This is a genomic window from Cytobacillus kochii (assembly GCF_044790165.1).
GTDB lineage: Bacteria > Bacillota > Bacilli > Bacillales > Cytobacillaceae > Cytobacillus > Cytobacillus kochii.
In genome coordinates, this window is record NZ_CP085254.1 from 2,308,324 (window position 1) to 2,322,162 (window position 13,839).

Sequence of the window (13,839 nt, forward strand, 5' to 3'; positions counted from 1 at the left end):
GCGATATATGCCTTTTTTTCGTGTTAAAATCATGAGTTTGTTCGACTGAACCTATACTTACTTTGATTAAATGTAAGATTACCGCCCTAAGTGCTTATGATAAAAAGATAAAATGGACCAGATGAGTATAGGTAGTGCAAAAGCACCTATAAGCATATAAGCGAGCGTTTTAATTGCATCATTTGGGCCACTTCCATATAACAGAAAAATTGTCAATGCAGCTAAAAATAATAGGATTATTGTATTTATGAAAAATACACTTCTTTGTTTCCCTTGTACTTTCCATTTATTTGATTGAATTTTCATTGCTGTCCAAACAGCTGGTACTGCTATGATCGTTAATATTATTGATACAACTGTGAGTATATTTGCTTTCATTCCAGTTGTAAATATTGTACCCGTCCAAGAACTTACTGCAAACAACACTAATGCTCCTATTCCCCACCTTGCCGTGTTACTTAAAGATTCTTCATGTTTTTGGGCAAGTGTTTCCTTATCTGAATAAATTGGTTCAGTACCAGGATCGGCGCGAAATAAATGAATACCTGCTTCTGAGTAAACGTGGTTCCAACCTGCGTCTTCAAAATAGCTTAAGTATTCCTCTTCCTCATTTTCTTCTACTGTACGGTAATCAATGCTGTATACATACTCTTTTTTCTCACCTTTCACCAATGTATATCCCATGAAACTTAGCTTTTTAACATGCCACCCTTTAAGAGACTGCTGCCTCAATTTCTCCATATCTTTACTTTCTGCAAATGCTAATCCACCAGACATCATATACTTTGTTTTACTCATTGTCCATTCCTCCCAATCCTTCTTCAGCTAATTGAACCATTAGCTTTCTCACATTCATTTCATCTTTTAATACCACTTTACCTTGATTAGTCAATTCATATACTTTTCTTCTTGAATCCGAACCGTCCTGCAAATAAATCCATCCTTGTTTTAAGAGCTTCTTTATAATCGTATACATCGAGGCTGGTCCAATGGCTATTCTCCCCTGTGTAGTCTCTTCGATCAAAGACATAATTGCATATCCATGCCTTGGACGGGTTAGTGCCGTCATAATATAAAACATAGAATCGGTTATCTGCCCTTCTGATTTCAATTTACATCATCCTTAATGTATTCTTTTTTGATATATCACAAATGGATATATTCATAATATATCATTTTATGATATAAGTGTCTATAGTTATATCATAAAATGATATAACTTTTTATAAAAAAAAAGCTTCCTTTAACATAAAGAAGCTTTCTAGTCAATATTAACAACGAACATATCTTTGCAATTTTAATTTCTTTTACCCATACATTGCACACTACTTCAAAGAATATACCATCAACCAATTACTATCCTTATTCATTTTCCTCACTTTCGTAAACCCAACTTTTTCATAACAAGCAATAGCACGATGATTGTTTGTCGCAGTATCTAAAATAACCATCTTTGCTTCTGTTCTTTGCGCAATGTATTTAACAAATAGTTTCACCATTCTTGTTCCAATACCTTTTCCGAAAAGCATTGGTTCACCGATGAACTGATCGATTCCATAGATCAGTTCATTGTCCCCAAATCCAAAATATTCATTATCTACCTGATAATACTGCATAAATCCAATCGGTTGATCTTTGAGTTCTACGATAAATGGTGGGACATTAATTTCGCCGTCTATACGAGGACCGTATTTCTTTTTCACCATTTCTAGAGAAAAAGGTTCATTAACATCTCCGTAGAATGTCAATACTTCTTTCGTACTTAACCATTTCCTCATATACAGATAGTCATTTTTAGACATTTTTCTTATATATAAATCATTTTCCTTCAACATGAACTCTCCTGTTCAAGATATAGAGTGACCTCTCGCACGCATAAAAGCAGATATGTTTGAACCACCAACCTACCGAATAAGAAAAGTCTCCCCTTGGAAAAATAATCGTATCTTAACTGTTCCAAAGAGAAACAACTGAAATTCCGGTTATTTATTCACATGTTTATTTGTACACATACCCACTTAATAGGACGGAATTTTCAGTTAATAAATTACACACTATTTCTTAAAGTCCTTATCTATCAAAGGTTTACCATCTGGATCAACCATAACAGTTAATCCACTGACCGGACCTGCATAATGGAACATATACATCACTCCGGTTTCATTATCCCGAATAATCTTAAAATTTTCTATTTTCCCTTGAGAATAAATTGTTTCAAAACGTTTATTATCCATCACTCAACGCTCCCTACATCTTTTTTAATGAAGTTCCTCTGAGGTAATGTAGCTCTAAATAAGTTTCATTAACTTATTTTTACCATAAAACCACCTACTGAACAATGCACATTTCAAAGCATTTTTACTTTAGAGATTAAATCAAAAATTTTTATAAATAATTCTGAATAATAATGAGTTACTCCTTTAAAGTGATATAGCAGTCTAAATTATTGTTATTCTATTCAGTTAAAGACCAATCAACGTCTGTATTGAGTGAAACTAGAAATTACCTAAAAAAAAAAGCTTGTTAACTTCGAAAGCTAACAAGCCAAAAATGATCCTATTCTGGTTTTCTTTTTTGATCTTTATTTCGTTTATTCCCCTTACTATTATCACCACTTATTGCGCTTTGAGTTCCTTGCGGTGAGCTTTGGTTCTTACTGCCGTTATTAGGTACTTTCGTCAAACTGCTTCACTCCCTTCTATTAAGGAGTATTGTGGACCTTTCGAGAAAATTCTATTCAAAAAAAGAGTCCAGTCACTCCCAAGACCTCCTCTTATCAAATCACGGGGCAAGTAATTCCATATGTATAATGATATATAGTCATCAATTGTTAAAGTTCGCTTCCTAGCTGAATGAAAACAGTAGACTTCCTTTGTGGCTTTTAGGAATCGGCTTTGTTCTTTTATTCAATAGTATCTAATTGGTGTAGAGATCGGTCGGTCTTTCGTTTTCAAATCTTGTTCCTATTTTCTAGCTTAAATGAAATAACTTCTAGCGTGTTATCGAATTTTATTATTGGTCTATTGTTTTTTTGAATGATAGCCAGTGTTTTCTTCCTCAAAGCAAGAAAAACAAATCATTTTACCATCATCTTCAAGAACACCACCTAAAAATCCACCATGACAATAAATCCCCTCACCACAACTACTACATTTACCAAGATACTCTTTTTCCATAATACCTCCTTAATATAAGAGTTCGACCTTTTTAGAACAGACTTTAAAAAACTTTATATTGTCTTTTATAGATACAGTTCAATCAAATGATTTCAATTAAAACTTATTGTTATATATATTTAGACAACGGGCAAACATATTCCCTCAAGTTTGAGGGTACTGATGAGATTTTTTAGGCAAACTTAAGGTTTTTGAATTTTCAATAAGAAGAAATGAGTAAACATCTGGAAAAGTAAGGGGAAATTTATTTAAGTATAGAAAAAACGTATATTACCTACAAAGAACACGAAAATAAGCCCGGAATAAACATGTTAAGTAATTTTTAAAAAGCTACGTGTAATGCTTAGTTCTATTTTGTTAATAAGGAGGGCTTATCGACTGTTTCGTAACAATTAAAAATAACTTTGCAACGTCTCATCTCCAATCTCAGAGATGTGAGAAAGTTGTATCATTTTTTATAACCTATGCTTTTAATATTTTTAAAATGTTGGGCTCGCCAATTACATTGTTCGTCCATTACTAAATCAATTATAGTAATAGTCTTGAAAATAATAAGTAAGAAACCTCATTACCTAAAATGAAGTTTCTTTACTTTACTATAATTAAATGCTCATTACGCCACCTTTTGATGCATTTGTTACCAGTTTGGAGTACCTTCCTAACCAGCCATTTTTAATCTTTGGTTCAAATGGTTGTAATGATTTTTTTCGGTTAGCTAATTCTTCATCAGATAATTTTACGTTCATCGTTCTGTTAGGTAAGTCGATTACAATGATATCTCCATTTTCAATAAGTGCGATTGGACCATGCTCAGCGGCTTCTGGAGAAATATGACCAATGGAAATTCCGCGTGATGCTCCGGAAAAACGACCGTCTGTTAGCAAAGCAACTGAACTACCTAATCCTCGACCCATAATGGCTGAAGTTGGTGCTAGCATTTCCGGCATTCCTGGACCACCTTTAGGTCCCTCATACCTGATGACAACAACATGACCTTCTCTTACAGCTCCATTATCGATTGCTTGTTGTGCTTCTTCTTGTGACTCAAAAACAATTGCTTCTCCTTCGAACTCTTGAATCGTTGGGTCCACTGCGCCGACTTTGATGACAGCACCTTCAGGGGCGATATTTCCATATAAGATGGAAAGGCCACCAACTGGGCTATAGGGATTATCTTTAGGACGTATAACCTGTTCATTAGTAATGTCATGTCCACTTACCAACTCACCCATTGTTTTACCTGTAATCGTTATTCTCTCTGGATGAATGGCATTTGGAATTTTCGTTAATTCATTAATGATTGCACTAATGCCCCCAGCTTTATTAATATCATCCATTGAATAATCTGACGCTGGCATAATTTTTGCTAAATATGGAACACGGGTAGCGATTTTATTAATATCTTCAAGATTATAATCAATACCAGCTTCATTTGCGATTGCCAAAGTGTGAAGCACTGTATTAGTCGAACCACCCATCGCCATATCTAAAGCAAAGGCATCATCAATGGCTTCTTTCGTAATGATGTCACGTGGTTTCACATCTTCTTCAATCATGCGAACTAAATGTTTAGCAGCTTCATAGATTAACTCTTTTCGTTTCGCACTTGTTGCGACAATCGATCCGTTACCGGGAAGAGCGACACCTAGCATTTCCATTAAGCAGTTCATTGAATTAGCTGTAAACATCCCTGAACAAGACCCACATGTTGGACACGCATTATTTTCAATATCATTGAACTCTTCTTCTGTCATTTTTCCTGACTTAAAAGCCCCTACTCCTTCGAAAACAGATGTTAATGAAAGTTGTTTTCCGCTTGCACTCGTTCCTGCTTCCATCGGCCCACCTGAAACAAAGACGGAAGGGACATTTGTACGCGCGGCTGCCATTAACATACCAGGAGTGATCTTGTCACAGTTTGGAATATAAAAGACGCCATCAAACCAGTGGGCATTAATAACGGTTTCCGCACTATCAGCAATTAGCTCTCTGCTAGGTAAGGAATAACGCATACCAATATGCCCCATGGCTATTCCATCATCAACACCGATTGTATTAAATTCAAAGGGAATGCCACCTGCTTCAATGATTGCTTCTTTAACCACATCTGCAAATTCTCGTAAATGAACATGTCCAGGAATAATATCAATATATGAATTACATACACCAATAAATGGTTTCTCTAAATCTTTTGCTTTTACTTTTCCTGTCGCATATAAAAGACTACGGTGAGGAGCTCTATCTACTCCAAGTTTAATCGTATCGCTTCTTCTCATTTACAACCACACCTTCAATTTTCATTATTTTGATTATTTGTATAATGTATTGTAAAACGTATGTTGTCTGCTGTCAATAACGTTGTTAGACAAAAAAGAGCATCTTTTATAAAAAGATGCTCTTTTTTGCTTTTTTATTCAATTCCTAATTCACTCATTGCATGTAATATATGAATTTTCATCGCACTTCTTGCTCCCTCAGGGTTACGATTCTTCATAAAATCCATAATCATTTGATGATCATTCAATGTATCTTTAATTGCAACTTCTTTTTCGACTGATAAAATCACACCTTTATCGATGGCTTGATAAATGACAGGCATGAGCTTTTCCATAAATTCATTATGGGTCGCTTTAACAATTGATTGATGAAATTTCTGCTCTTCAGCCGTTCGATCTTGCTTCTTTTTAATCTTCTCTTCAATTTGTAATCCATAATCGATAATTCTTTTCATTTCTTGGTCACTTGCACGAATGGTCGCATAGTATGCAGCTTCTGGTTCAAATATTAAGCGCATTTCATACAAATCTTTCGCATTAATTTTTGCATCTGTAAGCAATCCGAAATGTTGCATATGGTCAATATCCAAAGCTTCTTTTATAAAAGTCCCTCTACCTCTTTTGATTTCGACAATGCCATTTGTAACAAGGATTCTAATCGCTTCTCTTAAAGTAGTTCGACTAATATTCAATTCTTCCGATAATACATTTTCGTTAGGTAGCTTATCTCCAGGTTGAAAACGTTTCTCAATGACAATCATAGAGATAATGTCATCAGCGATGGAATCGGATAATCTTTTTTGAGTCATATATTTGTCCACACCTTATTTAGTATTAATATAGAATATAGTGTAAACGATCATTTATGTAAATGCTTATTTTTTGCGAAATGAAAAACCATGAATGCTGTTGGGTTATATAAAAGTTTGATCAAATGCACGTCTTATTATGTTAATTTCCCAAATATAAAAGAGCCTGTTTTGAAAAAAAGTTTGATAAAAACAGGCTCTTTAAACATTTTACGAAGACGATTTTTATAAAAAAAGTTTGATTATTTTCTACCTTTGTTGCTCAACAATCGCGCCCTATAATGGAACAGATGAGTTAGCTCAATTAGAAAAAACGTGCAAAAACCGCATTTTCCTTTTTTGAAACTTTTTCTTCTAATGTTTATATTGCATTAGACAATTTATCAATCGCTTCTTGTTCTGATGAAACAAAAAATATACTGTTTCCTTTATTACACTCATAAATGAAATCTTTCAGTGGTTTACTAGTATATGACGAAAAATCCCCTAAAATAGCAAACTTAATGTTGAGTTAATGAACTTTTGAAGGATTCCCCCTGCAAGTCTTGTACTAAGCTTGAAAAAATCTTCTGATATTGCTTCCTTGTTTAGTGTAATTCGATTACTGCCTGTTTCACTGCTAATCGTCATAATAAGATCCAATGCACTTTGTTCATCTTTTAGTAAAATTGAATCTGCATCAACTATTGCTATGATATGTCCGTTAGCTTCTGCCTTTTTTATTTTCATCTTTAATCCTCCATTCAAATACAATTATATAATTATCTTCATAAAAAAGCCTGCTTCAGTAGCCTTAACTTGTTTTAACTCTAAACACCATTTATCTTGAATACCACAACTGCGTTGCTCAATAATCTGGCCCTTTTCATGCAGAATAGGCGCAGATCCTTATTCCGGAAATGCGCCCTATAATTGAATAACCTTTTTTAAATATTACGTATTTTATTTCCTTCTACTAAGGCTTTCAAATTTTCTAAAGAGGCAGCAAAACCTTCCGAATTCATTGTTACTCTTGTTCCATTTGATTCATCTTTTAATGTAATTGATATTAGAATTTGTTGTGAATCTAAACGAAAGGCAAATTCCTGATAGGTAACAACATTCTCAATTGTTAAGGTCATTGGAAGTTTCTCTGTAATGTTATTATGTACACTAGGTATTAACGTAAAAGTAATTTTCTCACCAACATTCAGACTAGGAATTACCCAAGGTGAACCAGGTGCATACCACTGTGAAAGTTTATCTTCATTTATTATTGCGTTCCAAACTTTCTCTTTCTTGCTAACAATCCAAACAGAACTCTTATCTTCTTCATTACCCATAATTCTTACCCTCCCTTAATTTGAATTAATTATTTTAAGCCTTATACAAAAGTAATGTCCTATTGCTTAATACCAATTATTTCAAAATATACAAACTAACTCAAATCATTTACTACAAAAAGAGAGCTTTCCTTGTTCTTGAAAAGCGCCCTATTGCGGAATATCACTAGGTAAAGTAGCTGAATTGTTGATAGTTACTTTCCATGAAATTATTGTTGTACTATCACGTACATTATTTTCCTTAATCTCTTCTAATAATCTTTTAACACCATATTGATTGGATATCCCTTCGAAGGTATTAAATATTTCAATTGGGTTGTCAAAATTAGTATTTGGGCACTCAATAAGTCCATCGGTTGTTAAGAAAATATGATTTTCTCCTTTCCGTAATTCTTTCCTTCCAGAACTGTAACAAGGTACAGCTAAATTAAAAGTATTCTTTTGACCTACCCACTCATAAAAACTTCTATGATTCTGTTGAAATTCTCCTAGTGCTTTAAGTTCAGGATGAAACAAATAAAGAATGCAATCTCCTATCGACAGCCACCAAAGAAATTTTCCTTTCCTAACAACAAATAGGCAAGCAGTTTCTCCTTGGACATTTTGATTAGCTTCTCGAAAGCTTTGACCCTTAAAAATATTTAGAATGAAGGTGGATATGGTGTCGAAAGCTTCTACTGTCTGCATTTTTAAGATTTGTTGCACTGAGTCTCTTTCTTTTTCAAAGGTTTTAAGGACTAATTCTGCACTTTGTGCTGTATTATGAGCATCAAGAATAATAACAAACTCCCAATCTTCTTCTTGATTAACCCAAATTAAACATCCATCTTCATTCTTAAATTGCCCAGTTGAAGAGTTACCACCAAAATGACCTATTACAATATCGTTGTTCAACAATTCAGTGTGAACTTCATCTACATAATGTTTTTGGCTTCCTACCCATTGATAATCACTCATGATTAATCACCTTGTATTCATATTGGTCAACTATTTTTTAGTATACAAAAGAAATAAAACGATTTATAAGATTTATAACCTAAGAAAAGCACCCTTTTCATGCTGAATAGCTGCCAATTCCTTATTTCGGAAATATAATTTCGTTATTTATCCAACTTTACTTGCTATTAAAATATCTGTTATCTCGTCAACACAATTAACAATATGTGTAGGGTTAGTATCACTTAATTCTTTAAATGAACCATATCCATAAGTTACTCCGATAGAGTCAATACCAATATTATTTGCACCAATCATATCGTGTTTTCTGTCACCAATCATAATAAAATCATCTAACCTATGCTCATTGTACTTATCAAGTATGTATTGAATAATTTCAGTTTTTGATGTTCGTGTTCCGTCTAGATTACTTCCAACAACAAGATCAAAATAATGGTCAATGTTAAAATACTTTAGTATTTGTTCAGAAAATACAGTAGGCTTTGAAGTTGCAACAACTAAAATATATTGTTGTTCTTTTAATGATTTTAGTAGAAAAGGAATTTCCGAATATAGGTCATTCTCAAACATACCCTTATCCTTGAACCTTTCCCTGTAAAAATGAATTGCCTTTTGTGTACTCCCTTCATCAAAGTCGTAATATTCAGCAAATGATACTTGAAGTGGTGGACCGATAAAACATTCAAGTTTATCGATATTAGGTTCATCAATGTCCATTTTCTTTAACGCATATTGAACAGATTTAGTTATACCTGTTTTTGGGTCTGAAAGTGTTCCATCTAAATCAAATAAAATTATCTTATATTTGTTCATATAAAGCTTCCTTTCTGTATCAATTACCTTCCTCATTTTACCATAAAAAACTCAGAATTATTTAAATTTATTATCAAACTGTCCCGTTTACTCGATAATTCTTGCTCCATTAAATGGCCCTTAACATAAAGAAGGAGCCTAATTCTTGCTGCAGAATTGCTCCCGATTGCTTAATTAGGTTTTATGGATTATCTTTTTCTTCTCCTAGAGGAAATCCTTCAAATAAACGCCCACCGTACGGATCCAAAACCTTATCTACTAATTGAACAACCTTATTTTTCTCACCTGTTTTATAAAAAACATTAAAGGCTTCTACGAACTCTTCGGTAAATTTCTCATCATGTTGATTCAAAGCACGAATAATCCAGTTCGAAGAGCCAACCCACTAACGATTAGTTCTTAATACAAATTCGTGAACAAGATCAGCTAATGTGTTAGTTATAAATATTTCTTCAGCTCGGTTATTACTTCCTAAAAAATCATCAAGTGCATCAGTTATAAAGTATCGCTTTGTACTAACAATTTCTTCAGACCATATTTCAGGTCCCTTCTCTAATATATCTTTCGCTTCTTTTTTTATAGATTCTAAGATTCCTTCATCTCTTAAAATAATCCCTTCAGAAATCATTCTTGGCATAGAAGGCTTTGAAGCTTTGCAGTCCATTTCGATAAAGTATTTGTATGAAGTAAAATTATGGGCAAAAACCTCTATTGCCCATCCAAAGTCAAACATAGACTCTCTATATGATGAAGTAAGTCTTTTATCAAAAATGACAATATCAAGATCAGAAGTTTCTGTTGCCTCTCCCCTAACTACACTTCCTGCTATTAAAGCCCTTGGCAATTTGAAAAGTGCTTATCAATAAGATTGTTAGAGGTGAAGTGAATGAAAAGGTTTGATCCAGTTGTAGCAACGAAAGGCGTTTTTTCTTATTGAAGAAACGCGCCCGATTGCTGAATATCGTCATGTAAGGTATGTGGAGATCCACAGATGCTAAAGAAAAGCCCTCGTATGTTGAAGAAGTATTCACCTTAAAAAATCAATTTCTCATTGGAATTCAAATGTTACAGGTCTTAAAAATAGATCTTCTAATGTATCTTTTGCATTTTTATTCTCGAATAAAATCTCATATAAAGCGTTAGTAATTGGAAGTTCAACGTCAAATTGCTTGGATAATTCTCTCAATGCCCTTACAGTTGAAACACCTTCTGCTAATTTTTCAAACCTTTCACCTTGGACAAGTGCTTGACCAAATTTTCTGTTATGACTATACATTGAGAACAATGTTGCCTCATAATCACCTAAATGACTTAATCCATATATTGTTAGGTCATTTCCTCCCATCGCTCTTAATAGGCGAGATAGTTCCCTTGTACCTCTTGCCATAAGTGAACCTTTTAAACTGCTATAATTTAGTCCATCTAACATTCCTGCAGCTATACCCATAACATTTTTTGTAGCTGCTCCTATTTCATTTCCAATAAGATCTTGTCCATAGTAAAACCTAATTAAATCACTGTTGAGTTCCTGAACAATTTTCTTTGTGGTTTCAATATTTTTCTGATCCTATAACCATGCAATTTGGGATATTATTAACAAAATCTTGTACATGTCCTGGTCCTACCCAAACTGCTACATCGATATTTTTCCCAACGGCTTCACCAAATACTTGTGAAAGCCTTTTTCCACTAGTAGCTTCTAATCCCTTCATACATAGTATGAAGGTTTTCCCTTGTATTTCATTTAATGAGCTTAATTGACGTGCAAATGAACGTAATTCTTGTGCACTAATAGAAATGATAATAAACTCAGCAGATGAAACTGCTCTATATAATGAATTACTAAGTTCTATATCCTCTGGTAACGAAAGATAATCATTCTTTCTAGTTTCCTTAAGTCGAATGTAATTCCTTGAGTGTTCTCTTCCCCATAACGTTACATTATGCCCAACCTTATTAACATACCAGGCTATAAATGTGCCCCAACGCCCACATCCTAGAACTGAAATATTCATAAATCTCACCTTTTCTGAATTCATTTTCATTGCTTTGTTTCCCATTAAAAATTGGATTTACTGGCATCAGGATAAATTCGGTACGAGCAACAAAATATCCTTCCTGCCTTATTCAGCAATCCTGCCTTTTAACTTAATACCAATTATTTAAAAATTTCATCTTTTTCACAAAGCGTTATTCCAGAATCTGGCCCTAAAACGGAAATAAGCGCTGATCCTTTCTCCATGATAGCGCCGATTGCTGAACAAACATTTTTTTCTTGTCTTTTATTTATTAGAAGTATTATTTAAATAAATAAATTTGTGTTAATTATTACATCATATCAGGAATTAGACCCTATTCGTCTTAGACACGAAAAGGGACTAATTGAGTAACACCTTAGGAGTTTTGATTACCTTGCTGTTGTTGATCCTGTTCCTGCATTCCGGTTCCCATTCCCATCATATTTGAAGCCAGGGGCACCATGTTTTTCATTTTTCCGCCATTACCACTCATCATTTGATAAGCAGCAATACCAACACCAACTGAAGCGATAACAGGTAAGATATTATTCATGTTTGTCTTCATTCATATCACCTTTATTAATTGATTTGTTCAATATTTAGAACGATATTAGTTTGGCTAAAAATAATTAAAAACATATCAAGTTATTATTTCCATTTATACTTTATTTAGTAGATGAATAATAAAGCAATACTTTACAAACAGTATAATTATTATTCAATAAAAAAAGGAGAAACTTTATGAATCTAAAAAAGATCGCCCTTGGTTCTCTTTCTGCTTTTCTTTCACTTGGCTTACTGTTTGGATGCGGAACCCAACAAGTTGAACAAGAACCAGATCCAACAGAAGAACCTTCAGAAGAGAACGATGATGCGGTTCCAGGTGAAAATGGAAACGGAAATGAAAATGGTGAAGAAAATGAAATGCAAGAAGAACAAAAAGACCAATAATGATATGAGAAAGCTTTGCCCAAATAAATATTGGCAAAGCTTTCATATTTTTAGTAATAATCAATTAAGTTCGAAGCATGACTTTTAGGTATATCCTCAATAACAATAAATCTTTATAGATGTTTAAGAGGTCATCAGTTAAAATTCCCCGAACAGGTTATTCAAATGTGTATGGTTGAACAATTCCCAATAAGTATCGTTTTTTTCAAGCTATCCTTGTTCTGGATATGCGCCATTTGTTGAAGGACAAATGAGTATGGGGCAAGGAAACTTAAGTAGTGATACTGGCACAATTCTTAAGGTCTCAATATTCCCAAACAACGGGTGTCTAGGACTAATTTTTAGTGCAAAATTTAGAGCTCCTTTGTATATTTGAAATCTGACAATAGAACAATATAAAAAATACTCTTAATAAAATTGGGTCTCATAAAAAAAGTAACCTTTTTTAATGTATAGCCTATATAGTTGGATCAAAAACAATTATAGATAAAATGAGGTGTTTAAACAGATGTCAACTCTCAATGTGGACGGGATTAGTCTGTATTATTCGGTTAAAGGAGAGGGAATTCCTCTTGTTTTTATTCATCCTCCTGTACTCACTTCCACTAATTTCGAGTACCAAGTAGAAGAATTATCCTCCCATTTTCAAGTAATTACTTTTGATATTAGAGGTCACGGAAAGAGTCAGTATTCAAACAAACCAATAACCTTTACACTAATTGTTGAAGATATCAAACGTCTGTTGGATCACCTTGAAGTTGAAAAAGCATTCATCTGTGGATATTCTACTGGAGGCTCTATCGTATTGGAATTTTTGCGGACTTCTCCCGAGCACGCATTAGGAGGGATAGTAATTGGCGGATATTCTGATGTAAACGATATGTATTTAAGGCAAAAAATTTCTTTAGGAATAAAACTTGCGAAGGTTGATGCTATCTCTTTACTGGCATGGTCTATGTCAAAGACCAATTCAAATACACAAAAGCTGTTTAAAAAGTTGTTTACGGAAGCACGAAAAGGAGACGCCAGAAATATAGAACAGTATTTCCGATATAGTCTGCACTATAATTGTACGGATCAACTAGGTAATATTGATCATCCAATTATGCTAGTCTATGGTGAGAAGGATAAACCATTTCATCGTTATGCCAAACAATTGCATGAGAAATTACCATTGAATGAATTAAAGTTTATTGAAAAGGTAAACCATCGGATTCCTACTAAAGCTGCAAATAAGTCGATATTCATAAATTTTACAGGCGATGATATCACAATCAGCCACCTACTACTATTTGAATATCGTAACTGTCCTACCGCAAGCAGGCTCAGGCCCACTGTCATCAACCTAAGATTCCTTGAAATATAACATATATATCCAATTTTATTTTTATAGATGTTGCTCTACAATCTGGCCCGATTGCTGAACAAAAAGTCCTGCATCAATACAGGACTTTTGATCAAACTTTATTATAAGTTATCAATCTTTTTTATAAATTATCGAACTTTTTTACAACCTA

16 protein-coding genes and 2 pseudogenes are annotated in these 13,839 nt (G+C 33.6%); 2 read left to right on the top strand and 16 right to left on the bottom strand.

The window, feature by feature from the left end; translation table 11 throughout:
- Nucleotides 1-78 precede the first annotated feature (78 nt).
- From LG276_RS11970 to LG276_RS12045, 16 genes and pseudogenes are all read right to left on the bottom strand, one after another.
- Complete coding sequence (locus LG276_RS11970; RefSeq protein ID WP_251161623.1) at nucleotides 79-798, bottom strand: DUF2812 domain-containing protein; 720 nt, start codon at nucleotides 796-798, stop codon at nucleotides 79-81.
- Nucleotides 791-1,111 carry a PadR family transcriptional regulator gene (locus LG276_RS11975; protein WP_251161624.1) on the bottom strand — a complete coding sequence of 107 codons (321 nt, stop codon included), beginning with the start codon at nucleotides 1,109-1,111 and terminating at the stop codon, nucleotides 791-793. The genes LG276_RS11970 and LG276_RS11975 overlap by 8 nt, the downstream gene beginning before the upstream one ends.
- Before the next feature lie 214 nt (nucleotides 1,112-1,325).
- A complete protein-coding gene (locus LG276_RS11980; protein WP_373370904.1) occupies nucleotides 1,326-1,835 on the bottom strand; it encodes a GNAT family N-acetyltransferase in 510 nt (169 codons plus the stop codon).
- A 219-nt stretch (nucleotides 1,836-2,054) separates the two neighbouring features.
- Entirely contained in the window at nucleotides 2,055-2,234 is a 180-nt protein-coding gene (locus LG276_RS11985; protein WP_095373273.1) for a DUF6440 family protein, read from the bottom strand.
- Between the two features lie 322 nt (nucleotides 2,235-2,556).
- Entirely contained in the window at nucleotides 2,557-2,682 is a 126-nt protein-coding gene (locus LG276_RS11990; RefSeq protein WP_281203241.1) for a hypothetical protein, read from the bottom strand.
- Between the two features lie 338 nt (nucleotides 2,683-3,020).
- The gene (locus LG276_RS11995) at nucleotides 3,021-3,176 is read right to left on the bottom strand and encodes a hypothetical protein (RefSeq protein ID WP_251161626.1); all 156 of its coding nucleotides are present in this window, start codon (nucleotides 3,174-3,176) and stop codon (nucleotides 3,021-3,023) included.
- A gap of 602 nt (nucleotides 3,177-3,778) precedes the next feature.
- A complete protein-coding gene (gene ilvD, locus LG276_RS12000; protein ID WP_251161627.1) occupies nucleotides 3,779-5,452 on the bottom strand; it encodes a dihydroxy-acid dehydratase in 1,674 nt (557 codons plus the stop codon).
- A 134-nt stretch (nucleotides 5,453-5,586) separates the two neighbouring features.
- Nucleotides 5,587-6,261 (bottom strand): FadR/GntR family transcriptional regulator, encoded by a 675-nt coding sequence (locus LG276_RS12005; protein WP_224936463.1) that lies wholly within the window; start codon nucleotides 6,259-6,261, stop codon nucleotides 5,587-5,589.
- 361 nt (nucleotides 6,262-6,622) lie between these two features.
- Nucleotides 6,623-6,990 (bottom strand): annotated as a pseudogene (locus LG276_RS12010) (DUF4180 domain-containing protein).
- 197 nt (nucleotides 6,991-7,187) lie between these two features.
- Complete coding sequence (locus LG276_RS12015) at nucleotides 7,188-7,583, bottom strand: SRPBCC domain-containing protein (protein WP_251161628.1); 396 nt, start codon at nucleotides 7,581-7,583, stop codon at nucleotides 7,188-7,190.
- A gap of 150 nt (nucleotides 7,584-7,733) precedes the next feature.
- Nucleotides 7,734-8,540: a protein phosphatase 2C domain-containing protein gene (locus tag LG276_RS12020; protein WP_251161629.1), complete on the bottom strand. Its 807-nt coding sequence runs from the start codon at nucleotides 8,538-8,540 to the stop codon at nucleotides 7,734-7,736.
- A gap of 147 nt (nucleotides 8,541-8,687) precedes the next feature.
- Nucleotides 8,688-9,353: an HAD family hydrolase gene (locus LG276_RS12025; RefSeq protein ID WP_251161630.1), complete on the bottom strand. Its 666-nt coding sequence runs from the start codon at nucleotides 9,351-9,353 to the stop codon at nucleotides 8,688-8,690.
- 181 nt (nucleotides 9,354-9,534) lie between these two features.
- A pseudogene (locus tag LG276_RS12030) lies at nucleotides 9,535-10,241 on the bottom strand (nucleotidyltransferase domain-containing protein).
- 160 nt (nucleotides 10,242-10,401) lie between these two features.
- Complete coding sequence (locus LG276_RS12035) at nucleotides 10,402-10,800, bottom strand: NAD(P)H-dependent glycerol-3-phosphate dehydrogenase (RefSeq protein WP_306469987.1); 399 nt, start codon at nucleotides 10,798-10,800, stop codon at nucleotides 10,402-10,404.
- Nucleotides 10,801-10,903: 103 nt separating this feature from the next.
- Complete coding sequence (locus LG276_RS12040; RefSeq protein WP_251161631.1) at nucleotides 10,904-11,368, bottom strand: 2-dehydropantoate 2-reductase N-terminal domain-containing protein; 465 nt, start codon at nucleotides 11,366-11,368, stop codon at nucleotides 10,904-10,906.
- A 379-nt stretch (nucleotides 11,369-11,747) separates the two neighbouring features.
- Nucleotides 11,748-11,936: a hypothetical protein gene (locus LG276_RS12045; protein WP_251161632.1), complete on the bottom strand. Its 189-nt coding sequence runs from the start codon at nucleotides 11,934-11,936 to the stop codon at nucleotides 11,748-11,750.
- Between the two features lie 176 nt (nucleotides 11,937-12,112).
- On the opposite strand from LG276_RS12045, the gene LG276_RS12050 reads away from it, so the two are divergent.
- Both LG276_RS12050 and LG276_RS12055 read left to right on the top strand, forming a co-directional pair.
- Nucleotides 12,113-12,322: a hypothetical protein gene (locus tag LG276_RS12050; protein WP_251161633.1), complete on the top strand. Its 210-nt coding sequence runs from the start codon at nucleotides 12,113-12,115 to the stop codon at nucleotides 12,320-12,322.
- 508 nt (nucleotides 12,323-12,830) lie between these two features.
- Nucleotides 12,831-13,688 (top strand): alpha/beta fold hydrolase, encoded by an 858-nt coding sequence (locus LG276_RS12055; protein WP_251161634.1) that lies wholly within the window; start codon nucleotides 12,831-12,833, stop codon nucleotides 13,686-13,688.
- The last annotated feature ends 151 nt before the right edge of the window (nucleotides 13,689-13,839 follow it).

What these genes read in the sequence shown, in the direction of transcription:
- LG276_RS12035 (WP_306469987.1), bottom strand. Translation starts at nt 10,800, where the DNA reads ATGGGTATAGCTGCAGGAATGTTAGATGGACTAAATTATAGCAGTTTA.
- LG276_RS11970 (WP_251161623.1), bottom strand. Translation starts at nt 798, where the DNA reads ATGAGTAAAACAAAGTATATGATGTCTGGTGGATTAGCATTTGCAGAA.
- LG276_RS11980 (WP_373370904.1), bottom strand. Translation starts at nt 1,835, where the DNA reads ATGTTGAAGGAAAATGATTTATATATAAGAAAAATGTCTAAAAATGAC.
- LG276_RS11995 (WP_251161626.1), bottom strand. Translation starts at nt 3,176, where the DNA reads ATGGAAAAAGAGTATCTTGGTAAATGTAGTAGTTGTGGTGAGGGGATT.
- LG276_RS12015 (WP_251161628.1), bottom strand. Translation starts at nt 7,583, where the DNA reads ATGGGTAATGAAGAAGATAAGAGTTCTGTTTGGATTGTTAGCAAGAAA.
- ilvD (WP_251161627.1), bottom strand. Translation starts at nt 5,452, where the DNA reads ATGAGAAGAAGCGATACGATTAAACTTGGAGTAGATAGAGCTCCTCAC.
- LG276_RS12045 (WP_251161632.1), bottom strand. Translation starts at nt 11,936, where the DNA reads ATGAAGACAAACATGAATAATATCTTACCTGTTATCGCTTCAGTTGGT.
- LG276_RS12050 (WP_251161633.1), top strand. Translation starts at nt 12,113, where the DNA reads ATGAATCTAAAAAAGATCGCCCTTGGTTCTCTTTCTGCTTTTCTTTCA.
- LG276_RS12040 (WP_251161631.1), bottom strand. Translation starts at nt 11,368, where the DNA reads ATGAATATTTCAGTTCTAGGATGTGGGCGTTGGGGCACATTTATAGCC.
- LG276_RS12025 (WP_251161630.1), bottom strand. Translation starts at nt 9,353, where the DNA reads ATGAACAAATATAAGATAATTTTATTTGATTTAGATGGAACACTTTCA.
- LG276_RS12005 (WP_224936463.1), bottom strand. Translation starts at nt 6,261, where the DNA reads ATGACTCAAAAAAGATTATCCGATTCCATCGCTGATGACATTATCTCT.
- LG276_RS11985 (WP_095373273.1), bottom strand. Translation starts at nt 2,234, where the DNA reads ATGGATAATAAACGTTTTGAAACAATTTATTCTCAAGGGAAAATAGAA.
- LG276_RS12055 (WP_251161634.1), top strand. Translation starts at nt 12,831, where the DNA reads ATGTCAACTCTCAATGTGGACGGGATTAGTCTGTATTATTCGGTTAAA.
- LG276_RS12020 (WP_251161629.1), bottom strand. Translation starts at nt 8,540, where the DNA reads ATGAGTGATTATCAATGGGTAGGAAGCCAAAAACATTATGTAGATGAA.